The 22,221-nt window shown below is 33.1% G+C and carries 23 protein-coding genes and 1 tRNA gene; 21 read left to right on the forward strand and 3 right to left on the reverse strand.

The features are described 5' to 3' along the window. Nucleotides 1-355: 355 nt before the first annotated feature. From AC1RPH_RS01535 to AC1RPH_RS01550, 4 genes are read left to right on the forward strand one after another with little or no spacing between them, the layout of a single operon-like run. Nucleotides 356-601, forward strand: a complete 246-nt coding sequence (locus AC1RPH_RS01535; protein WP_409021856.1) for a GlsB/YeaQ/YmgE family stress response membrane protein — start codon at nucleotides 356-358, stop codon at nucleotides 599-601. A 25-nt stretch (nucleotides 602-626) separates the two neighbouring features. Continuing rightward, nucleotides 627-1,181, forward strand: a complete 555-nt coding sequence (gene amaP, locus AC1RPH_RS01540) for an alkaline shock response membrane anchor protein AmaP (RefSeq protein ID WP_481761091.1) — start codon at nucleotides 627-629, stop codon at nucleotides 1,179-1,181. A gap of 16 nt (nucleotides 1,182-1,197) precedes the next feature. After that, nucleotides 1,198-1,398 carry a DUF2273 domain-containing protein gene (locus tag AC1RPH_RS01545; RefSeq protein WP_409021858.1) on the forward strand — a complete coding sequence of 67 codons (201 nt, stop codon included), beginning with the start codon at nucleotides 1,198-1,200 and terminating at the stop codon, nucleotides 1,396-1,398. A 30-nt stretch (nucleotides 1,399-1,428) separates the two neighbouring features. Beyond that, nucleotides 1,429-1,947, forward strand: a complete 519-nt coding sequence (locus tag AC1RPH_RS01550; RefSeq protein WP_481761092.1) for an Asp23/Gls24 family envelope stress response protein — start codon at nucleotides 1,429-1,431, stop codon at nucleotides 1,945-1,947. Nucleotides 1,948-2,112: 165 nt separating this feature from the next. Here the strand turns inward: AC1RPH_RS01550 and AC1RPH_RS01555 are convergent. Further along, nucleotides 2,113-2,185: transfer RNA gene (locus tag AC1RPH_RS01555), tRNA-Lys, on the reverse strand. Nucleotides 2,186-2,381: 196 nt separating this feature from the next. Here AC1RPH_RS01555 and yycF point away from each other — a divergent pair. From yycF to AC1RPH_RS01595, 8 genes are all read left to right on the forward strand, one after another. Further along, on the forward strand, nucleotides 2,382-3,092 hold the full coding sequence (gene yycF, locus AC1RPH_RS01560) for a response regulator YycF (RefSeq protein WP_409021860.1): 711 nt from the start codon (nucleotides 2,382-2,384) through the stop codon (nucleotides 3,090-3,092). 21 nt (nucleotides 3,093-3,113) lie between these two features. Then, entirely contained in the window at nucleotides 3,114-4,967 is a 1,854-nt protein-coding gene (gene walK / locus AC1RPH_RS01565; RefSeq protein ID WP_481761148.1) for a cell wall metabolism sensor histidine kinase WalK, read from the forward strand. Next, nucleotides 4,954-6,273, forward strand: coding sequence for a YycH family regulatory protein (locus tag AC1RPH_RS01570; protein WP_481761093.1), 1,320 nt, complete (start codon nucleotides 4,954-4,956; stop codon nucleotides 6,271-6,273). The genes walK and AC1RPH_RS01570 overlap by 14 nt, the downstream gene beginning before the upstream one ends. 13 nt (nucleotides 6,274-6,286) lie before the next feature. Continuing rightward, a complete protein-coding gene (locus AC1RPH_RS01575) occupies nucleotides 6,287-7,108 on the forward strand; it encodes a two-component system regulatory protein YycI (protein ID WP_481761094.1) in 822 nt (273 codons plus the stop codon). A 34-nt stretch (nucleotides 7,109-7,142) separates the two neighbouring features. Continuing rightward, entirely contained in the window at nucleotides 7,143-7,952 is an 810-nt protein-coding gene (locus tag AC1RPH_RS01580; RefSeq protein WP_481761095.1) for an MBL fold metallo-hydrolase, read from the forward strand. A gap of 111 nt (nucleotides 7,953-8,063) precedes the next feature. Next, a complete protein-coding gene (locus tag AC1RPH_RS01585; RefSeq protein ID WP_481761096.1) occupies nucleotides 8,064-9,356 on the forward strand; it encodes a S1C family serine protease in 1,293 nt (430 codons plus the stop codon). 409 nt (nucleotides 9,357-9,765) lie between these two features. Continuing rightward, nucleotides 9,766-10,245 carry a 23S rRNA (pseudouridine(1915)-N(3))-methyltransferase RlmH gene (gene rlmH / locus AC1RPH_RS01590; RefSeq protein ID WP_481761097.1) on the forward strand — a complete coding sequence of 160 codons (480 nt, stop codon included), beginning with the start codon at nucleotides 9,766-9,768 and terminating at the stop codon, nucleotides 10,243-10,245. Between the two features lie 136 nt (nucleotides 10,246-10,381). After that, nucleotides 10,382-11,851, forward strand: a complete 1,470-nt coding sequence (locus AC1RPH_RS01595; RefSeq protein ID WP_409021866.1) for an MFS transporter — start codon at nucleotides 10,382-10,384, stop codon at nucleotides 11,849-11,851. A 278-nt stretch (nucleotides 11,852-12,129) separates the two neighbouring features. Here AC1RPH_RS01595 and AC1RPH_RS01600 read toward each other — a convergent pair whose 3' ends face one another. Next, a complete protein-coding gene (locus AC1RPH_RS01600) occupies nucleotides 12,130-13,467 on the reverse strand; it encodes a dihydrolipoyl dehydrogenase family protein (RefSeq protein ID WP_481761098.1) in 1,338 nt (445 codons plus the stop codon). A 283-nt stretch (nucleotides 13,468-13,750) separates the two neighbouring features. Here AC1RPH_RS01600 and AC1RPH_RS01605 point away from each other — a divergent pair, with 283 nt between their 5' ends. The 7 genes from AC1RPH_RS01605 to AC1RPH_RS01635 all read left to right on the forward strand — a co-directional run bounded on the left by AC1RPH_RS01605 (nucleotide 13,751) and on the right by AC1RPH_RS01635 (nucleotide 19,694). Then, nucleotides 13,751-15,079 carry a glycosyltransferase family 2 protein gene (locus AC1RPH_RS01605; protein ID WP_409021868.1) on the forward strand — a complete coding sequence of 443 codons (1,329 nt, stop codon included), beginning with the start codon at nucleotides 13,751-13,753 and terminating at the stop codon, nucleotides 15,077-15,079. Beyond that, nucleotides 15,066-15,593, forward strand: coding sequence for a hypothetical protein (locus AC1RPH_RS01610; RefSeq protein WP_481761099.1), 528 nt, complete (start codon nucleotides 15,066-15,068; stop codon nucleotides 15,591-15,593). Before AC1RPH_RS01605 ends, AC1RPH_RS01610 begins: the two co-directional genes overlap by 14 nt. Then, entirely contained in the window at nucleotides 15,583-16,518 is a 936-nt protein-coding gene (locus AC1RPH_RS01615) for a pyridoxamine 5'-phosphate oxidase family protein (RefSeq protein ID WP_481761100.1), read from the forward strand. Before AC1RPH_RS01610 ends, AC1RPH_RS01615 begins: the two co-directional genes overlap by 11 nt. A gap of 342 nt (nucleotides 16,519-16,860) precedes the next feature. After that, a complete protein-coding gene (gene apf / locus AC1RPH_RS01620) occupies nucleotides 16,861-17,478 on the forward strand; it encodes an aggregation-promoting factor (protein ID WP_481761101.1) in 618 nt (205 codons plus the stop codon). A gap of 123 nt (nucleotides 17,479-17,601) precedes the next feature. Further along, nucleotides 17,602-18,303 (forward strand): YjjG family noncanonical pyrimidine nucleotidase, encoded by a 702-nt coding sequence (locus AC1RPH_RS01625; protein ID WP_481761102.1) that lies wholly within the window; start codon nucleotides 17,602-17,604, stop codon nucleotides 18,301-18,303. A 38-nt stretch (nucleotides 18,304-18,341) separates the two neighbouring features. Beyond that, on the forward strand, nucleotides 18,342-18,794 hold the full coding sequence (locus AC1RPH_RS01630) for a hypothetical protein (RefSeq protein WP_481761103.1): 453 nt from the start codon (nucleotides 18,342-18,344) through the stop codon (nucleotides 18,792-18,794). 33 nt (nucleotides 18,795-18,827) lie between these two features. Further along, nucleotides 18,828-19,694 carry a TMEM175 family protein gene (locus tag AC1RPH_RS01635; RefSeq protein WP_481761104.1) on the forward strand — a complete coding sequence of 289 codons (867 nt, stop codon included), beginning with the start codon at nucleotides 18,828-18,830 and terminating at the stop codon, nucleotides 19,692-19,694. A gap of 102 nt (nucleotides 19,695-19,796) precedes the next feature. Here AC1RPH_RS01635 and AC1RPH_RS01640 read toward each other — a convergent pair whose 3' ends face one another. Beyond that, a complete protein-coding gene (locus AC1RPH_RS01640; RefSeq protein WP_481761105.1) occupies nucleotides 19,797-21,044 on the reverse strand; it encodes a dicarboxylate/amino acid:cation symporter in 1,248 nt (415 codons plus the stop codon). 256 nt (nucleotides 21,045-21,300) lie between these two features. On the opposite strand from AC1RPH_RS01640, the gene AC1RPH_RS01645 reads away from it, so the two are divergent. Beyond that, nucleotides 21,301-21,729, forward strand: coding sequence for a CopY/TcrY family copper transport repressor (locus tag AC1RPH_RS01645; protein ID WP_481761106.1), 429 nt, complete (start codon nucleotides 21,301-21,303; stop codon nucleotides 21,727-21,729). 92 nt (nucleotides 21,730-21,821) lie between these two features. Further along, nucleotides 21,822-22,199 (forward strand): MerR family transcriptional regulator, encoded by a 378-nt coding sequence (locus AC1RPH_RS01650; RefSeq protein ID WP_481761107.1) that lies wholly within the window; start codon nucleotides 21,822-21,824, stop codon nucleotides 22,197-22,199. Nucleotides 22,200-22,221: the final 22 nt, after the last annotated feature.

The following is a 22,221-nucleotide window of genomic DNA, read 5'->3' on the forward strand; positions in this document are numbered from 1 at the left end:
TAAGCAGTGCGAGTTTTTTTTATTTCTTTTTATTAGCCGAAGTTAGATAAATAATAGGCTTATCTTGTGAGTATAGTACCTATCAGTTCATCTTATTCACTCAGATATTCATAGATCTTATTTTGTTTAACTTTATGTGATTAATTAAGCAACGAGGAAAACAAAGATAGTTATTTATCTTTATTTTTTGGTGTATATAAGTTTAAGTACCTGGGAAAGAGATTCATTAAGTTTCATAGATTGAGCGTAATAAAATCGTTTCATTTGCAAGCGATTTCAAATAATGGTATATTACATATAACGAATAGTTAATATAATAAATAACTATTTAATATAAACAAAGGAGGAACATATTATGATTTGGTCATTAATTGTAGGTGCTATTATTGGTGCTGTTGCAGGGGCGATTACTAATCGCGGTGAGTCGATGGGATGGATAAGTAACATCATCGCTGGACTAGTTGGGTCAGCTCTTGGTCAAAGTGTCCTTGGTCATTGGGGACCTAGCTTGGCAGGAATGGCAATTATCCCTTCTATCATTGGTGCGATAATTTTAGTTTTAATTGTTTCAGCTATATTTGGTATAAAAGCAAGGAAGTAAATCAAGTCAAGAGAGAGGTATGTTTATGAAGAAGAGTAAAAAAATTATTCTGAGTATAGTCAGCCTCGGATACTTGATTGGGCTTAGCTTGCTGATTTGGCCAGAAATAATTGAGAAAATAACTAAAATGCTTGAACATTTTAACGTTAGTACAAATTTTCAGAGTAACGATTTTATCTTCTATTATGGGATTGTGTTATTGCTATTAACAGTCTTCATATTTTTGTTAATACTTTTGTGGCCTGCGCAACTACCAGATATTCCTTTGAAGCAAACTAAAGAAGGAAGACTTGCTTTAAGTAACCAGGGTATTAGCCAATTTATCAAGACAAAGTTGTCTAGTGAAGACTTATCTAATATTAAAGTTACGTTGAAGAATACACGACGTCAGCGAAAGATCCATATTGTTGCAGATTCAGTTTACCAACAGTCTACAGTTGGACAATTACCTCGTATTACGAGTGAATTAACTGAGAATCTCAATGATCTATTAGCTGGATCTAGTCATATTCCTATCAAAGTAGATATTAAGGTAAGTAAAAAATCAAATTCAAAACGTAAAGTTACACGGGTAGTTTAAGAGGGAGTGTGCATAAATGAAAGATAAAATGTCAATTAATATTGGAGTTGGTAGTGCTCTAGGATTTATCATATCCTCGTTACTTGTAACTGTAGGATTTTGGAAGACGATTATCATTATGATTGTGACACTGTTAGCAGGATGGATTGGTTATCTATTTAAAGAATATGATATTGATCTGTCATTTATTTCAAAAATTTTCACGCGGAAAAATTGATTATTTTAAAAATCGAAAGGAGTCTTAATTATGACTACAGAAAAAACAAATACGCAGGGAACAAAGACTGAACCAAAGGGGACATTGACATTTGATGACAAGGTTATTCAAAAAATAGTCGGTTATGCAATTGAAAATGTATCTGGTCTCTTGGGTGTGGATGGTGGATTTGTCGCAAATATTAAAAATAAACTTGTAAATAGTGATAATCCAACAGATGGCATCGGCGTTGAGGTTGGCAAGGAACAAGTTGCGGTTGATTTAAATATTATTATGGCATATGGGCACAATGCACATGATATTTATAAACAGTTAACGGAAGTTATTAATAAACAAGTAAAGGAAACAACAGATTTAGCTTTAATTGAGTTGAATGTTGAAGTAGTAGACATTCAAACACCAAAAGAATTTGATGATTCACAAACAAGTTTACAAGATCGTGTATCTGATGCAGGTAGTACTATTAAAGAAAAAACAACAGATGGGGTAGATGCCGTTAAAAAAACGACCTCTCAGGTAGTAAATAAAGATGATGACCGGGTTAAATAGCGTTGAACAAATAATAAGATTTAAATCTAGTTAAGAGAAATCCGATAGGGTTTCTCTTTTTTTGTTTCACGTGAAACATCAATAAGTAAATGAGAACACAAAAAAAGCACCTAGCCGCAGCTAGATGCTTCAACATATCTTGCGATATGTTGGGTTTGGCACCCATGGGTGGTTAGGGGCTCGAACCCTAGACCCACGGATTAAGAGTCCGTTGCTCTACCAACTGAGCTAACCACCCAAACCATTAATAATAATTCATCAACGTTAAATATATTATCATATATACTAATAAAAGACAATAACTTTTCGAAAAAGGATTTGGGTAAATTTAATCACTGTGTTTGGCAATGATGATTGAATAGGCTATAATAATGGAGGGTTAAGAAGTTGTATCTAGATTTAATTTTACAGCTTCCTATAAGGAGGATCCACATATGAAAAAAATATTAGTTGTCGACGATGAAAAACCAATTTCTGATATCGTTAAATTTAATTTAACTAAAGAAGGATACGACGTTTATACAGCTTACGATGGTGAAGAAGCCTTAGAAAAAGTTAAAGAAGTTGAACCGGATTTAATTTTATTAGATTTAATGTTACCAAAAGTGGATGGTTTAGAAGTTGCTCGTCAAGTTAGAAAAACTTACGATATGCCAATCATTATGGTTACAGCTAAAGATGGAGAAATCGATAAGGTCTTAGGTCTAGAATTAGGTGCAGATGATTATGTAACAAAACCTTTCTCTAACCGTGAACTAGTGGCCAGAGTTAAAGCTAATTTAAGAAGACAAAAAACAATTGAGAGTGTTCAAACAGAAGAACAACCACAAAATAGTGAAATACAAGTTGGACAATTAACCATTCATCCTGAAGCATATATGGTTTCAAAATATGATGAAAAAATTGAATTAACACATCGTGAATTTGAATTATTACATTATTTAGCACAACATCTAGGACAAGTTATGACTAGAGAACATTTACTACAGACGGTATGGGGTTATGATTACTTCGGTGATGTCAGAACGGTTGATGTTACAATGCGTCGTTTAAGAGAAAAAGTTGAAGATAATCCAAGCCATCCAGAGTGGTTGGTAACACGTCGTGGTGTTGGATACTATATGAAAAATCCAGATTTAGAATAGAGTAGGGGAATAACGATGAAAATGAATCAAAAAATTCGTTTTTTTAAATCTATTCAATTTAAAATAGCCCTCATTTTTGCGTTATTAATTTTAATAACGTTGGAAATTGTCGGGGCTTATTTTGTTAGGCAATTAGAACAGCAAAACTTAGATACCTTTAAGCAACAAGTCCAGTTACCTATATATGTTACTAATTCGATTACGAAGGATTTAGCAAAAACAGATACAGCTGCTGGTGATAGAGATATCAAAAAAATATTGGAAGATGTTAGTAATTCAAGTATCACAGAAATTCGAGTGATTGATAGTAAGGGCACAATTCGCGGGAGTAGTGATTTTAATAATCAAACTGTTGTGGGACAAAAAACGACAGATGCAACAATTAAGCAAGTGTTATATACACCTAAAACATTTGAAAAGAAGATTTATGATGAATCTAGCGATAAGCGCTACTATGTTTCAATTGTGCCACTAGTTAGTACAGCAGGAAATGTAACAACGACAGTTGGGGTTACATACGTTAAGGCCAATCTGGAAAGCTTATACTCAAATATTAACGATATCACGGTTATTTTCGTGACCGCGTCATTTTTTGCAGCTGTTTTAGTCCTTTTGATAACGATAGTTATTTCCCGGGCAATAACTCGTCCGATTGATGAGATGAAAAAGCAAACGATTCGAATTTCTCGCGGAGATTACTCCGGAAAAGTTCGTGTCTATTCTAATGATGAACTAGGACAATTAGCAGATGCGGTTAATAACTTATCTGTTCGTGTTGAAGAGGCACAAGAATCATCTGAAGCTGAACGTCGTCGTTTAGATAGTGTTCTATCGCACATGACAGATGGTGTAATTGCGACGGATCGTCGCGGAAATATTATCATTATGAATGAAGCGGCCTCTACCTTATTAGATCAAAATGAAAATGACTCAATAGGAGTATCAATTTTGGATATTCTTGATTTACGTAGTCAGTATACTTTACGTGATTTGTTAGAAAATCAAGATGAAATTATGATTGATTTATCTGATGTAGAACATGAACAAATTTTGAATGCTTATTTTTCATTAATACAAAGAGAATCTGGCTTTATTAGTGGTCTTGTCTGTGTACTTCATGATGTCACAGAACAACAAAAGATAGAACGTGAACGTGAAAGCTTTGTTTCTAATGTTTCTCATGAATTAAGAACGCCTTTGACGAGTATGAAGAGTTATATTGAGGCATTAAACGATGGTGCATGGAAAGATCCAGAAGTTGCACCAGGTTTCTTGAAAGTTACACAGAATGAAACAGAACGTATGATGCGTATGATTAATGACTTACTAAATTTGTCACGAATGGATTCAGGAACATCTAAGTTAGAACTTGAATTAGTTAACTTGAATGAACTGTATAGTTATGTTCTGGATAGATTCGATATGATGATTAATGCTGACGATGGGTCAGGCAAAAAGTATTCGATTAAACGTGATTTTACTAAACGTGATTTATGGGTTGAATTAGATACTGATAAAATTGTGCAAGTCATTGATAATATTATGAATAATGCCATTAAATATTCACCTGATGGTGGAGAAATAACTTGTCGTTTATTGGAGACACATAAGCACGTTATTTTGAGTATCTCTGATGAGGGCCTTGGTGTACCTAAAAAAGATTTAGCGCATATTTTTGATCGCTTTTTCCGTGTGGATAAAGCTAGATCGAGAGCTCAAGGTGGAACTGGATTAGGCCTAGCTATCTCAAAAGAGGTTGTCGAAATGCATAAAGGTAAAATTTGGTTAGATAGCTCGGAAGGCAAGGGTTCAACATTCTATATTTCATTGCCTTATGAATCATATGAGGAGGACCTGTGGGATGAAATTGAATAGATTTATTTTACCAACACTATTATTTTTATTAATTATGACAAGTATCGGTTTATCATGGGTCATTTGGACAAATCCGACATGGAATGGTAAAAGTGAATCGACGAAAGCTACAAATTCAACGCAGACAGAGTTAACAAAGAGTACTAAATTGAGCGAAGTATATGCACCAACGTCTGTTATTTATAATGATAATCAGCAACAAAATGTTTTATATAGTGAAAAAATTAATATCATTTCAAATATTCAAAAAAAGATACGTACTTGGAAAGAAACGTCTATATCAGAAGTTCCGATTAAAAATAAAAATGATTATTTAACGTTTTTAAATGCAAAAAATCAATTGGTTCTTAGTTACTCAGATGAAATTACGGTTGGGTTATTTAATCAAGTATTTAATCAGCAAAATCAAAATTATAAAACACGACTTATTAACCGTGTTCTTATTCCGCGTGATAATAAGAAAAGTATTTATCTGTTGAGTGACAAGGATAAAAAAATTTATGAGATTTCGTTAAATGATGCCTATAATAAAGGTAAAACAATTGATGATGTTGTACAAAATGAAACGTTATCGAAATTATCAGTTACATTTAAACTGCATAATAATGATATTTTTATGTATTATAATCAAGATTTTAATATAGCTCGTTTTAGGTATTTAGTGGATAAGCAAACGGCTAGTAAGTATGTTGCTAATCTATTAGGACAAAAAGATGGTTCATCGGTCAACGTTAAAGAAAGTAAAAAGACAATAACTTACTATGATGGTTCTGATCGACAATTAACGGTTCAAAATACGACAAATTTGGTTTCATATGAAGATGATGAAAATTCAGATGCGAAACAAAAAACGAGTCGTGGTAATGCTTTAACTGAAAGTTATACGAGTATTAAAAATACAGGTATCGGATTAGATAATATTCACTTCTACCAATTTAATGGTAAGTCTATGACAACAACATTCAGAAGTTATATTGAAGGATTTCCGATTTTTAATCAAACCAAACACGGTGTGATTGAAGTTGAGCGACTAGATAATGGTGGAAATAAAATTGATTTTTCATTATTGACGTTACAAATTGCTGTTCCATCTGGAAAAGCAGATGTTACGTTACCAAGTACAGAAGAAGTGTTAAGTAGCTTGGTTACGGCAGGGTATAAAGATGCGGATATTTCAGATATTCAATTAGGTTATCGTTGGGTATCAAGTTCTGATTCAGATTTGGTAGTCAACCTAGAACCCACTTGGTATATCCGATATCAAGATAAATGGAAAAGTTATACTGAATTACTACAAACAGATTAGGGAGGTGAATTAATTGGATTTTAGACGAATTCAAATTATTTTTATTATTGTTTTTCTTGGTTTAAATATCTTTTTATTCACCTCATTACGACAAAATCAACAAATTGAAATTTCGAGTCGATCATCACCTGGGACAACAAAAACCGGTACAACGCTTAAAGAGATGCGAGAAGATGACATTAAATACGGCAGTATCTCAAATAAAAAAGAGACTGGTGTATATATGTCTAATAAAGCATCTGATGTATTAAAGAATGATGCTAAACAGCTGCAATCCCAAGTTACAACATATAAAGACAATAAATTATCTAGTATTTTTGGGACACCAATTAATATCACAGATAGTGAAAGTCCAAATAAAACAATTGATAAGACAATTATGAGTGATAATACTTTAATTCTACATGGAGATAATTATCGCTATAACAGTAGTCTTTCAACAGAGACAAGTGTCGTGTATTCGCAGGTTGTTTACGATAAAATGGTTTACTCAAATGTTGGACTAATTAAATTTACAATTCAAAATAATAAAATTAGTGGCTATTCACAAACGTATATGGCAAATACAGAAAAATTACGTGAAAATGAGTCAATTATTAGTCAACAACAAGCAATACTGATATTGTATCAATATAATCAATTTGCAAGTAAAAGTAAGGTTAAATGGTCTAAGTTAGGATATGCTGAGTTGCTCAGTTTGGATAAAAAATATAGCGTCTATATTCCAGTTTGGATAGTAGCTGTTAAGAATCCAAGTAATGGTGTGACACAATACAAGCAAGTTAATTCATTTTCAGGAGCGATTATGAAGGATAGCACTGATATTTTAAATTAAATGAAGATTAAAAGGATAGAGGCGCAGGCAAGTAATGGATGAAGGAACAGACGATATGAAGATTAGTGTTCTTGCAAGCGGTAGTGCGGGAAATGTCACGTATATTGAAACGCCTAAGCACAAGGTCCTTGTAGATGCTGGTTTAAGTGGTAAAAAAATTGCGAGCCTAATGACAGATATTGGTCGAGATATTAACGATGTCGACACGTTATTTGTAACACATGAACATACGGATCATGCAAAGGCTGCTGGTATTTTAGCCCGTAAGTATGACATGAACGTTTATGCAAATGAATTAACATGGGAAGCCATGGCTCATACGATTGGTAAAATTCCCGTTGAGAAGAAGCAAATTTTTGAGATGGGGAAAGTAATTACATTCGACGACTTAGATGTTGAGAGTTTTGGTGTCTCTCATGATGCAGCGGCACCGCAATTCTACCAATTTCATCATAACAATAAGTCATTTGTTATTTTAACGGATACAGGTTATGTCTCAGAGAACGTTCAAGGGACAATTTCCGATGCAGATGCTTACTTGTTTGAGTGTAACCATGATATTGAAATGTTACGGATGGGCGGCTATCCATGGTCATTAAAACAGCGCATTTTAGGTGATAAAGGTCATTTATCAAATGAGGATGGTGCTGATGCACTTATGAATGTTATGGGTAATCGGACAAAACGAATTTTTTTAGGCCATCTTAGTAAGGATAATAATATGAAAGAATTAGCCCATCTAACGGTTGAATCAACGATGAAAGAACATGATTTAGCAGTTGGTGGTGATTTTAACATTTTCGATACAGATCCGGAAAATGCTACAAAGCTGGTTGTTTTATAAGAACAATTTTTTCAAAATTTATTCATAAATAGTTCACAATTAACCGTTATTCTTAAAAGAGTAAAAGATTACGTTTAAGGGGGCAGCGACAAATGTGTCGCGTATATAAAAATGTCAAATGAAAATAGAACAGGCTTAGGTAAAACAGTTGTTACAGCGCTTATTGCAGGATTAGTTGGTGGCGGAATTGCATTTGGTGGATATACATTTTACCAAAATAATGATAGTGATAATGGCGCAGTTACAACATCCTCAAATAAATCAGGTACAACTAAAGTAACAAATGTAAGTGTTAAATCAAGTAATGAATCATCAAAAGCATTTGCTAAAGTTAAAAATGCGGTTGTTTCAGTTATTTCATATACAAAGTCAAGTGGTTCAAGTAACAGCTTAACGGATATGTTTGGTGCAGCAGGCGATTCCTCTGCGACAACAGAAACAGCATCAAGTGAAGGTTCTGGTGTCATTTATAAAAAATCAGATGGTAGTGCTTATGTCGTAACTAATAATCATGTTATCTCTGGTGCAAGTAAAGTTGAAGTTTTATTGAGTAATGGTAAAAAATTAAGTGCCAAAATTGTTGGTAAAGATTCAATTACTGATTTAGCTGTTTTAAAAATATCAGCTAAAGATGTGACTCAAATCGCCACATTTGGTGATTCTGATAGTATCACTGTTGGTGAAACAGCATTGGCTATCGGTTCTCCACTTGGATCTGATTATGCGACATCATTAACGCAAGGAATCATATCAGCTAAGAAACGTACGATTGATGTTACCAATGATTCGGGTGTTAAAACGGGCCAAGCAACAGTTATTCAAACTGACGCTGCCATTAATCCTGGAAACTCAGGTGGGGCTTTAATTAATACTTCTGGCCAAGTTATCGGTATTAATTCGATGAAACTAGCAAGTACAGCAACAGGCTCTACTAGTTCTAGTTCATCATCAACTTCTGTCGAAGGAATGGGATTTGCTATTCCAAGTAATGAGGTTGTATCAATCATTAATCAATTAGTTGATAATGGAAAAGTTAAACGTCCTGCAATTGGTATTTCATTAATCGATTTAGATTACGTCTCAGCAAGTGATCAAAAGAGTGTCTTAAAATTACCAAAAAGTGTTTCTTCAGGGATTGTTGCTGTTAAAATAAATAGTGATTCACCTGCTAAAAATGCTGGTATAGGTAAATATGATGTTATCGTTAAGCTAGGTGATAAGAAAGTTACTGATATCTCAAGCTTACGAGAAGTTTTATATGAACATAAAATTGGTGATACAGTGGCTGTTGAATTCTATCATGATGGTAAGTTGAAACAGGCTAATATCAAATTAACCTTAGAAGCAACAGATGCAAATACAGGAACAAGCTCAACAAGTAAATCAGCATCATCAGCTCAATAAACAAATATGAAATAATCGTAAATAACTTAATTTACGATTATTTTTTTATTTTAAATAGATATTGTGTATAACTAAGTGGATAGATATTAAGGTGGGTGTGAGTAACAGAGGGAAAGGGCAGTATGAAGGGACTTTCTAAACAAAATAGTTATGCACAATTAATTGAATGGCCTGTGACTAACTTTTATTTATTTGATATTTTAAAATAAAAAAAGACTGTTATACCAATGTGTAAAGCGTATAATTAAGGAATGATAAATAACGCAAAATCTGTGCATAACTAATATGGTGTTGACAAATGGGCAACAAATAAATGTAGTGACGAACACATATTCCCCGCAATATGTTGTGGTCCAAATTGTGGATATGTGCGTAACTTTGTGTATAACTTGTGAAAAAGGTGGAAATTATGAACATTAAGATTATTGGTGTAGGTAAATTAAAAGAAAAATATCTCAAACAAGGAATTGAAGAGTATGCAAAACGGTTAAGTAAGTTTTGTAAATTTGAAATTATTGAAGTAAATGATGAAAAGGCACCGGAAAAATTAAGTTCAGCAGAAATGATTGATGTTAAAGGTAAAGAGGGCGAACGTATCCTTAGTAAGATTAAAGAAAAAGAGTATGTTTATGCTTTAGCCATTTTAGGTAAGGAACGTACGTCGGAAGATTTTGCTAAAGAGATTGCTGATCTTGGAACTTATGGGCATTCAGACATAACCTTCGTTATTGGGGGGTCATTAGGACTAAGCGAGGACGTTTTAAGACGCGCCGACACACAAATCTCGTTTGGTAAATTTACCTTACCGCATCAATTAATGCGGATGATTTTGACTGAACAAGTTTACCGTGGATTTATGATTAATGCAGGGAGCCCCTATCATAAATAAGGACCTTTCAATACTTTAAGTAACGTAATTTTAGGATATCAGTAGATTTTCATATTTTCCCTTGACCTAGAGCTTGCTTAAAGGTGGATGATAAAAATAAGTAATTTTAAATTTAGTCGTATAAGAGGGAGAATTTATGAATAAAAAGAATTTAATCATCGTGACTATTGCATTGCTGTTATCTAACGCAATGGCAGGTCTTGATGGAACGATTATTAATACTGCATTACCATCAATCGTCAGTGATTTGCATGGTATCCAATATATGGGATGGATTGTTGCAGTTTTCTTGTTGGGGATGGCAGTTGCCACACCTCTTTGGAGTAAATTAGGCGAACGAATTGGTAACCGTGGTGCATATCAGTTAGCAACTTTTTTATTTGCAATCGGTGCGGTTTTTCAAGCAACATCAAGTAATATTGTCTTTTTCTTAGTTGCTAGAGTAGTTATGGGTATTGGTGCAGGTGGGATGAATACAATTCCGTTTATTATTTATGCTGATATTTATAAAAATATTAAGAAACGCTCACAAGTTATTGGTTATGCAACAGCTAGTTACAGTATTGCATCAATTATTGGACCTTTAGTTGGTGGCTGGATCGTTGATACGTTTAGTTGGCATTGGGTCTTCTATATCAATGTACCAATAGCATTAATATCAATTATTTCAATCCAATTTTTCTTCAAAGAAGAAGTTAAAAAACGTCAAAAGGGGAATATCGATTACTTGGGTGCTGGAATGATGATTGTCAGCTTAGTGACCTTATTAACAGGTATTCAAATGATTGGTGTTGGGTCAATTAATTTAGTCGTTGGGTTAATTATTGCTGGAATTATCTTACTCGGTATTTTGTATAGAGTTGAGGATAGGGCCGTTGATCCGATTATTCCCAATCGATTATTTAAAAATAAGAAACTGATTGTTGATTTTATCATATTTGCCTTTTTATGGGGAGCATTTATCTCATTTAACATCTATATTCCAATGTGGGCACAAGGAATACTTGGAATGAGTGCATTGATTGGTGGGGCAACACAAATTCCTGGTGCAATGACTAATTTATTTGGTTCGTTGTCCGGTCCATCAATGATTCCTCGATTGGGGAAATACCGGATTATTACAATCGGAACCATTAGCTTTATTATTTCGTTTGCTGGGATGTTAGTTGTAGGTGTGACAGTCCCATTCTGGTATTTATTACTAATGGGTGCTTTTGAAGGGTTCGGTTTAGGAATGTGTTTTAATGTCCTACAACTGAGTGTTCAAGAGGATGCGGAGGGTCGAGATGTCCCAATCGCAACTTCATTTGCCTACTTATTACGTATTTTAAGCCAAACATTTATGTCATCAATTTATGGGGTTATCCTTAACAGTGCGTTGTTAAAAGGAGTTAATCAGTCTCATGGTAAAATTACGATGGAGATGTTAAACAAGCTAAGTGATTCGAAGCGTGTTTCAAGTCTTCCTGAAAAATTATTACCAGCAATGCGACAGATTATGTATGAAGGGTTGCATAATATTATGGTAATCGCGACAATATTATTGATTATCGTTTTACTATTTAATTTATGGATTCAGGCTCAATCTAGAAAACAACTAAGTTAAAAAATAGAATCTCTGAGAGAATGTACTATGTACTAAGTCGTATCGAGTTGACTGATGAAATTATATAAAATTTAATGGGGTATATTGATTTATCTGCTTGTAAAGTTATTAATAGATTCCCAGTGTAAATTCCTTGATTAATGTCAATTTATCAAATGCACTGTACTTAACTCTAGGCAAAAAAATCCCGCCATGATTGTCGAATGAAATTATATATTTCATCTGATAATCATGGCGGGATTTTTACAAAAAGGCAGATACCTTTTTAATCGTATTTTTTATAGATAATAGGTTAGGTCACTTGCTGGAGTCGGATAAGCTAAGATAAGTTTAGTAACATCTGTTTTTGATGTTTTGTTAGCAATTAATGGTGTTAGATAATTGATAAGTTCTTCCGCAATTGTGGTGTATGCGACAGCACCAACAAGTAAGTTGGATGATTTATCAAAGATAGTTGTCACAGATGCTTCAGATTCTTTAATTCGATTAAAGGAATACCAGTTAGTTGTCTCTTGTACTCTAATGTCATAATGTTCAGGTTCATTTTTAGCTTGTTCAATCGTAATGCCAACTTGAGATAGTTGTGGGCTGGCATAGACAGTCATTGGAATTGGTGGGTAAGCAATTGGACTATTCGATTTTTTAAGTAGTTGGTCTGCAACGTAATGACCTTCAAATGTTGAAACAGGTGTTAACTTAGGTTGTTTGCGTGAAACAATATCTCCAATGGCATAAATTCGATCATTTTTCGTTTTTAAGTGAGAATCCACAATAATACCATGTGAATCTGATTCAGCACCTGTAGCAGGTAGGTTTAATGTATTAACGTTAGGTTGACGGCCCATAGCTGAAATTGCCAAATCAACAGTTAAAGATAATCCCTTATCGTCTAACATCTGGAAGCCTAAAGGACCTTCTGTTATTTCTGTAATATTAGTGTCAAAGTGAAAATGGACACCATTAGTTTTCAAATTCTCAATGAGACGGGTTGTATATTCAATTGGAAATCCACGTAATATTTGACTATTATGTTGAATAATATGAACTTCTGAGCCAGCAATAGCAGCTATATTAGCAAGCTCAATTGAAACATAGCCAGCGCCAATAAAAGCTATTTTATCTGGTAATTCTTCAAGTGATAAAAAATCGGTACTTGTTTTTAGTAAATGACTGCCTGGAATATCAGGGACTACAGGTGACTGACCGGTCGCAATTACAAAATTATCGGCAGTGTAAGTTTCAGTATTAACGTTAATTTCTGACTTTGAAATAAACTTAGCAGATCCGTGAACAGTTTTAATATTTGCTGCAGATAAACCTGCTAGGGTATTGGCTGGAACTTTATCCGTATAAGCTGATTTAAAAGCCATTAATTTAGGCCAATCAATGATAGAACTGCCAGTTAGTCCGAAGCCTTGCATTGCTTCTTGGCGTTGTTTAGTTTCAACAGCAGAATAAAGCATTTTTTTTGGGTCACAACCTCGATTAGGACAAGTACCACCCCAAAGATCATTTTCAATAATGAGAACAGATTGCTTTTTACTTAAATCAAAAGCAGTAGAAAGACCACCAGGTCCAGCACCAATAATAATTGTATCGTAGTGTGATTGTTTCATAATTAATATCCCCCATAATAAATATTTAATAATTATACTGATACTAGCATAAAATTGAAAATTAATTAAAAATAATCGCTTAAAAATGTTTCATGTGAAACATTTTTAAAAAGAAAGCATAGCTTTTAAATTTTTAAAATAGTGACAGACAAAGTAATCCAGTATTAGAATATTTTATTTGATTATTAAAATCACAGAGGTTATAGTTTAAAAAGGGCGTTAAGTCAATGTATGTAAAGGATTTTAGCTATTTATTTAACTACAATTATTTGGGGGTCATTATATGACAGCAACAGTACTAAACGATATTACGAAGGTACTCATTTACACGATTGTATCGTATCCAATCGTTGGAGGCCTAGCCTTTATTGTATCGAGCCTTTATTATAGAATATTTATGGAGAAGAAGGAGCTCCCTAAATATTTAGAGAAGGGAGAACCATTCATTTCTATTTTTGTACCTGCTCATAATGAGGAACAATCAATAGAAGCAACAATTCGACATCTAGAGACTAAGTTAAATTATCCTCTAGATAAATATGAAGTTATTGTAATTAATGATGGTTCCACAGATAAAACCGGTGAGATTTTGGAGACGCTACAAGAGGAGTTCAAATCACGTTTAAGAACGATCACAATTATTAATAATCGTGGAAAAGCAGCTGGATTCAATATTGCATTGGCATTTGCTAAAGGCGAATTTATTTTATCCAATGATGCGGATTCAAAACCAGAAGTTGATGCCTTATGGAAATATATGTCATATTTTGAAAGAAAAGGTGGCAAGAATTTAGGCGCTGTCACTGGGAATATGTTACCAATTAATAAAACAACAATTGTAGCAGAAGCACAACAGAATGAATTAAATTCAATCATTGGCTTAATTAAGAGATCGCAATTATCTTATGGCGGTTTATTTGCTTTCTCAGGTGCAAATACAATGTATCGAAAAGCAGCCGTTTTAGATGTTGGTGGTTGGGAAGCTGAACAGCCAACAGAAGATATCGCAATTGCCTGGGACATGCAGGCATTAGGTTGGGTGGCTTATTTTGCGCCGCATATTCGCTTCTTTATGGATGTACCTGAAAAGCTAGGTGAACTAATTAAACAAAGACATAGATGGTCATCTGGTGGCGTTTATGTACTTCTAACGAAGACGTTACGCGTTCTACGTCATCCGATTAAACAATTTTCAAGTGTACCTATTATTATTGATTATGGATTAAGTGTTATTTGGTCAGTCTTTTATTGGTTAAGTATGATTGCATTTTTAGCAATTCAAATTATCTGTATTGTAAATGGTGATTGGTTACAGTTGAGCAATAACTTAGCGCTCGCCTGCATATTTATTTCAATAGAGGTCATTATTGGTTTGATTCAGTTAATCATGGCGTCATTTTTCAATGATAGTGGTAAATCTTTAAAATACGTTATTTTTGCGCCGTGGTATATCCTCATTTACTGGATGGTAAATACGTATACAATGGTAGCTGAGTTAATTCCGACAGTGCGTAAAATTATTACGGGTGAAGATGGTGGCGTATGGCATTCACCTGAACGTTCGGATAGTATTACAACAGATTTAGGAGGCGACGATGATGACAAAAAATAAGCCTGACTATATTGTGAACGAAGTAGATGAAGACGCATTGACGATTGATTGGTTTTTTGGTCAAAAAAATGTAAGTCTCAAACTAAGACAATTAGTATTAATAACAATTGGCTGGATTGCGTGCTTAGTACCAATCAGTATCACGGTTATCTTGATTTTATTTAAAGATAAGGCAATCCCAATTGATCAAACACTATTTACTGAGCTTTTTGATACGATTATAAATACATTCCTACAATACTATTTGTTTTTTATTGCGTTCTTTTTAATTTTGCATATTTATAATTTAATTCTTTCGAATAATCGTCTAAAAAATGATATAGAAAGTTATGATTCAAAATTATTAAAGAAACACACTGACTTAGCTGAAGAAATGTACTATTTAAAATATGGGCCACGAGATCATAGAGAGGGTCAAAATAAAATTATCATACAAGATTATGCCGATATTGGGACATTTGAATTAAGGCAACAATTTGATTACTTTGGAGATGAGGATGAAGATGATTTCTAAAGAGGATAAAAGATTATTAGATGAGATGGTTGTACGAGAAAGAAATATGAAGAAAAGACGTGACATTTCGGGCTTGATGTTACATAAATTAAGATTATTTAAGCGAAGATTAGTTACGTTTTTAACGGTTTTATCAACCGGAATCCTATTAGGACTTTATATGACATTTGAGCCATTCAAAATGTTGTCAGTTGTCAGTATTATAGAAGTTAATGTACTGGTAGCGGCAATTCTATTTCTATTTACGTCATACTTTTGGCAAATAATGCTCAAACACTGGCCATTAAAACATTTAATTAGTTGGTATAAAACTAAACTAAGAGTAACGTACGCGGGCCCACTGCTTGCTTCAAAAAGATGGTTACAGTTTTATTATAAAGATCGGGATATTTCACCGTATATCCCACAAATATTGTATTACCTACAAAATGAGTCTAAGTTAAAAACAGTTGATGAGGTATTAGCATTTATTGATGAAGGGGCACCTTCAGAAGTGGAAGAACATAATGTGTTAGATAAATTTAGACGATTTATTGGTGAAACAAATCAAATGGTCCTGAGTACTGCTACTGCAGATGGGATGCCATCGAGTCGTCAGATGCGATTTATTGTTTCACCTGATAAATCAAATGTTTGGTATTTTGGTTCAGCTCCGGAAACGCCTAAAATTGCTGAATTGGATTTAGGTAAAGCAGCTATTAATACAATTCCAACGAGTACAGGGATGACTATTGCTAGTAATAGGTTAAGTGTTAAGAGGTCAAAATATAAATTAGAAGATCTAGCAGAGTTGTATCGGGCACAGGTGCCAGGATTTATGGATGGATTACTGGAAGAAGATATAGAAAATGAGATTATTTATGAAATAGTGATCAAAAGTGCTCGATTAGATACTTGGACACAGCACGATCAAGTGAAATTTTAAAGGTATTATTAGCAATATTCATTGCTGATAATACCTTTTTTTAATAAATCAATTAAAAAAATAAACTTTTTACTTGATTTTCAACGTATTTATCTCTATATTTTGACACATAAATTACAGACGAATTATTAATAGATTAACTGTCACTAAGGGAATAAGAAGGTAATGGTGTATTTGATTTATTTTACATTTATTACGGAATATGATATTTATTACATTATTTCAAGATAATGATATTTGACTGAAATGCTTATGTAAAAACTAACTGATAGTATGAACCTCGTAAGATAAATAAGAAAAAAATAAATAAAAACGTTTAACTTAAAAGGAGAACTAAATATAATGAAATTAAATAAAAAGATGACAAAATTTTCAGTAGCAATGGTAGCAACAGTAGCAGCAGGTCTTGGACTTGCAGTTAAAGCAGCAGATGCTGATGTATATACTGTAAAATCAGGTGATACACTAAATAACATCTCAGCAACTTACGCTAACAAAACATCTAATGATGTCAGTGTTAACGCAATTGTTAAAGAAAATAAAATTAGTAACGCTAATTTAATTTATGTTGGTGAACAATTAACAATCAATACTGATACAGCTGCTAAAACAGCAAATACAGCATCAACAACAAATACAACAACTACTAAGGCAGCAACACCAGCTGCAACTCCTGCTAAAGCAGCAACAACAGTTGCACCAAAGAGTACAGTGTCAACAGCAACTGCAAGCACTACTGATTCATCAAGTGCTAAAGCATGGATTGCTAACAAAGAATCTGGTGGTTCATACTCAGCAAGAAATGGCCAATATATTGGTAAATACCAATTAAGTTCATCATATTTAAATGGTGATTACTCAGCTGCAAACCAAGAAAAAGTAGCTAACAATTACGTAACAAGTCGTTATGGTTCATGGAGTGCTGCAAAATCATTCTGGTTATCAAACGGTTGGTACTAAAATTTAAATTATAAAAATAAGAAGCTTTGGATAGGGATATAATTCCTTATTCAAAGCTTTTTTGTTACTTTAAATCTTATGTTAAAATGATAATGTCCAGTAACTAAATTACATGAATGAAAGTTGAGAATTGAATTGAAAAATTACGAATTTTTACTATTTGATATTGATGATACGTTACTTGATTTTGGGTTAACTGAAAAAGCTGCACTAGAAAAGCTTTTTTTAACGCAAAAAATAACATTAGATGATAAAATAAAACAAAATTATTTGAAATTTAATCAGCAGTTATGGCGCCAATATGAGCGTGGTAATTTAAAGCGGGATCAATTATTAGAAAATCGGTTTGCGATATTTTTCAAAAAACAGTTTAATAGAGTAGTTGATGGTAAAGAGTTGGCTAAACAGTATCAAGATAATCTGTCTGCCGGACATGAAAAAATGATGGGCGCAGATGAATTATTGGCATCAATAGATACAGCTAACTATCAATTGTCGATTATTACCAATGGCGTTGCAAACATGCAGTATAAACGATTAGCAGAATCAAAGTTAGATAAGTACTTTCCGCAAATATTTGTTTCGGAAATGACGGGTTATCAAAAACCAACGGTTGGCTTTTTTAACTATGCTTTTGACCATATTGCTGGATTTAATCCCGATAAGGCACTTATTATTGGTGATTCTTTAACATCAGATATTCAAGGTGGGAACAATGTTCACGTTGATACTGTCTGGTACAATCCGAAAAACATTAAAAATAAGACATCAATAAAAGCGACCTACGAAATTGATGATCTGTTAGCCATAAATAATATAATATAAGAATAATTATAAATCTTGGATTAGAGGAATGGTGAATAATGAAAGATGCTAAAATGATGAAAAATGTTAAAAAGATTATTACGTATGCTATTTTTGTGATTGCTACCTATTTTTTATTTTCACAAGTTTTATCAGTGTCAGAAATAGCAACGGATCGTTCCTTTATGGAGATTGCAAAAGCAGAACCAGTCGTATTTATTATTATCTTTTTTATAATTTATAGTTTATTTATGATAATTAGTATTGCTTTTTTCTATTTTTCTCATATTTTATTAAAAATTAAGGGAAAATATGATATTAGTTTACTTATTTTAAATTTTTTCACAGTTTTTTTAACAATATCAACGCTTGTTATTAAATCAGTTGGAGGGGCATTACCAACAGTAGTTATCAAAACTAGTTTATTTTTTATTTTAATATCGATGTCCTTATCAACGACTGCAAAATTATTAGCCTTACGAGAAGAACGACTAAAAAAAAGAAAAAAATAGGTTAAATATAGCAGTATTTTAAAGGAGGTACATATGAAAATTAAAGAGCGGTTGGATACGTTAAGTGATGCGATTATAGCCATTATTATAACCATTATGGTATTAGAGATGCCAATTGAGATAAAAAATGGGGAGATTAACTTTGTTGGTTTGTTTCAAGCCATTGGAATCTTTATTGTTAGTTTCTGTTTTGTTGCTAATATCTGGTATCAACATGCGGTCGCATTTTCGGAAGTAAATGAAGTACCAAATAAAATAATTGTGATGGATTTAATCTTAATGATGCTTTTATCGTTAATGCCAACCTTCACACGACTAATGACAAGTGATACTGTCAGAGAAACGGTTACAATGTATGGTGTTTTATATTTGTTAATTATTTATCTATTCAGGGAAATTGTAAAAGAAATTATTCATCAAAAATATACAGAAAAATCTGATATGAAAAAAGTATATGTAACCATTTATGGCAGACATAACACAGAAACCGGATTATTAATATTAGCTTTAATTCTTATAGGCTGGTTTTTCCCTAAAATAACGTTAGTCTTTTTTATTATCATACCAATTCGTTCATTTATTACTAATAGTGCAGATAACAGTGAATTTACTAATATTAGTCAAATGGAACCTAAAGGTACTGAGGCATTCTTAGAGATGACACCTGAAGATAGAGAAAAATTAAAACCAATTATTACGACACTTAGAAAAGAAATAAAACAACAAGATCCTGATGCGTGGGAGAATTTTACAGAGGATGCTGAAGAGGCACTCGACGTTAGTGAAGGAACGATACTTAGATGGTTTCGTCAATATCGTCAAGCATTTGAGGATTCACAAAATACGCGAAGAAAAAATATAAAGTATGGTAGAGACCAATTAAGTAGAGAAGATGATTAATAGTAAACTGTCCGTCCAATTTTGGAAAGGGCAGTTTTTAATTACAAAAAACCCCTATACTAGACTGATATTTCAGTATCTAATATAGGGGGATTGTTATTATTATTGTGCCATAAAATCTTTTAACCAATTTTTACCTTCAACGAAACGCGTAACAAGCATTGCAGTAGCAGTATTTCCTGTTGAATTTAATAAAGTTGCGGGAATATCAATGATGGTTGTAATAATTAGAATTAATGGAAGAGCAGCCATTGGGAAACCGAAGATTGAACAAATTAAGGTTTCGGCAACCATACCACCACCTGGAATAGCGCCCATCACGACACCAACCAAGAATGAAACACAGATAATCATAATCATATTATTTAAACTCGTGATATCTTTACCAAAAACGGCAAATAAAAATGTTGTTTTTAAGATGCCACCAATAACAGAGCCATCCTTGTGCGTATTTGCACCTAATGGGATGATCGTATTTGCGATATCTTCGCTCACGCCCATTTTTTTAGAATACTCTAGGTTAACAGGGATACATGCAGCTGAAGAACTTGTTGCAATTGCTGTAACAGCAGGAGCTGAGACATTTTTCCAAAAAATCATAAAACCGGCTTTGCCACCTGCGATAAATGCATAGAAACTCATCATCACAAAGAAGTAGAAAGCTGTAATACCTAAGTAAAGAATGAAACTGCGCAAATATCCGGCAGCAATCTGAGGTCCTAAATTACCGATAATATTGGCAAAGAAACAACCTAAACCAATTGGCGCGTAGATCATCACATATTTAACCATCCGCATAACTACTACGTTTCCAGCTGATAAAAATTTTGTAAATACACTAGATTCTTTACCGGTTGCTGAAGCAGCTGTACCCATTAAAATCGAAAAGATAATTAGTTGTAACATATTATCTTTTGATAATAAATGATAAAAGTCATTAACGGTGAATGTATTAACTAATGTTTCTAAACCAGATGATTTTGTTGATGTATCTTTAACAGTACCCATCAAACCTTTAATCGTATCAACGTTGACGCCGTGAATAGGGTTAAAGAGACGAACACCGATATACCCAATAACACCAGCAATGAAAGCCGTTGTTAGGAAGACAATTAATGTTGTAATCATGATTTTACCAAGTCGTTTCATTTCAGACATTTCTGCGATGGCAGATGAAATACTGAAAAAAACAAGTGGAACTAAAATCATGTACATTAGATTTAGAAAAAGATCTCCTAAAGGTTTAAGGACAGCAGCTTGTTCTTTAAAGATTAAGCCGACAATCCCACCTATGATTAGACCCGAGAGTAATAATAAAGATGTTTTGTAGCGATTAAAAAAAGTAGTCATAAAAAATCCCCTTAAATAATTAGTCTAAAGTCATAAACACTAGTATATCAATTGTTTTGTTTAAAAGCTAAGTTAAAAAAAGGAAACGAATAATATGCAAAAACAAATGAGTTTAATCAATATTAAAAAATGAGATAGTATTAGTTAATAATGAGTATTTAACCGATTATACTAATTTGAAAGATAGCTTATTGACGGGTTAAATACATTAGTTTACAATTGTAATCATAAGACCAATGAAAGAAGGGCAATACTAATGAATAATAAAAAAATAATTGAAATTAGCGACGCTGAGTGGGAAGTTATGCGTGTTATCTGGACATTAGGTCAGAGTACTAGTAATGAAATATTTAAGAATTTAAAAGAAAAAAAGAATTGGCAAATGCCAACAATAAAAACATTATTGGGTCGATTAGTAAAAAAGGGTGCATTATCTGCTGATAAAGAGGGCCGAGCATTCATATACAAACCCCTAATAGAAGAACAAACGACGATGGATCATGTTAGTCAGTTATTATTTGAACATATGTGCCAAATGAAAATTGGCTCAACAATTGCCGATTTATTAAGTGAAGTTGAGTTAAGCCAATCAGATATTGTGAAACTACAAAGTGTGATTGATGAAAAAAGTAAAAATGCACCAGAAATGGTTGAATGTAACTGCTTAGCTGAAAAAATGATGTAAATGTTTCATGTGAAACATTATAAAATTTAATCTGATCCTTTATCTTAATTGTCTAATGAGATTAAAAAAGATGAGAATAGGAGTGTTTGATTTTGAATATTAAAAAAGTAAGTGAGAAGTTTGATTTACCGACTGCGACGTTACGATATTATGAGGAAGTAGGACTTATTCCCACTGTATCACGGAATACAAGCGGGTATCGGGACTATGATGAAATCGATTTAGAATGGGTTAATTTTGCAAAACATATGCGTCAAACGGGGATTTCAATCAACATTTTAAAAGAATATGCTGACCTAACGCAACAAGGTGAGGCCACTGAAGAGCAACGTAAACAGATTTTGATTAAACAGCAACGATTATTAGGTGAACAAATCGCGGCGATGCAAGATACTTATAATTTTTTAGATAATAAAATTGAAACGTACGAAAATCATGTAAAACAGATGTTAAAAATGACCGATAAATAAAAAGCTTGCCTTCAAGTCGACT

Source organism: Dellaglioa sp. CoH-57-MRSF-16 (genome assembly GCF_056782055.1).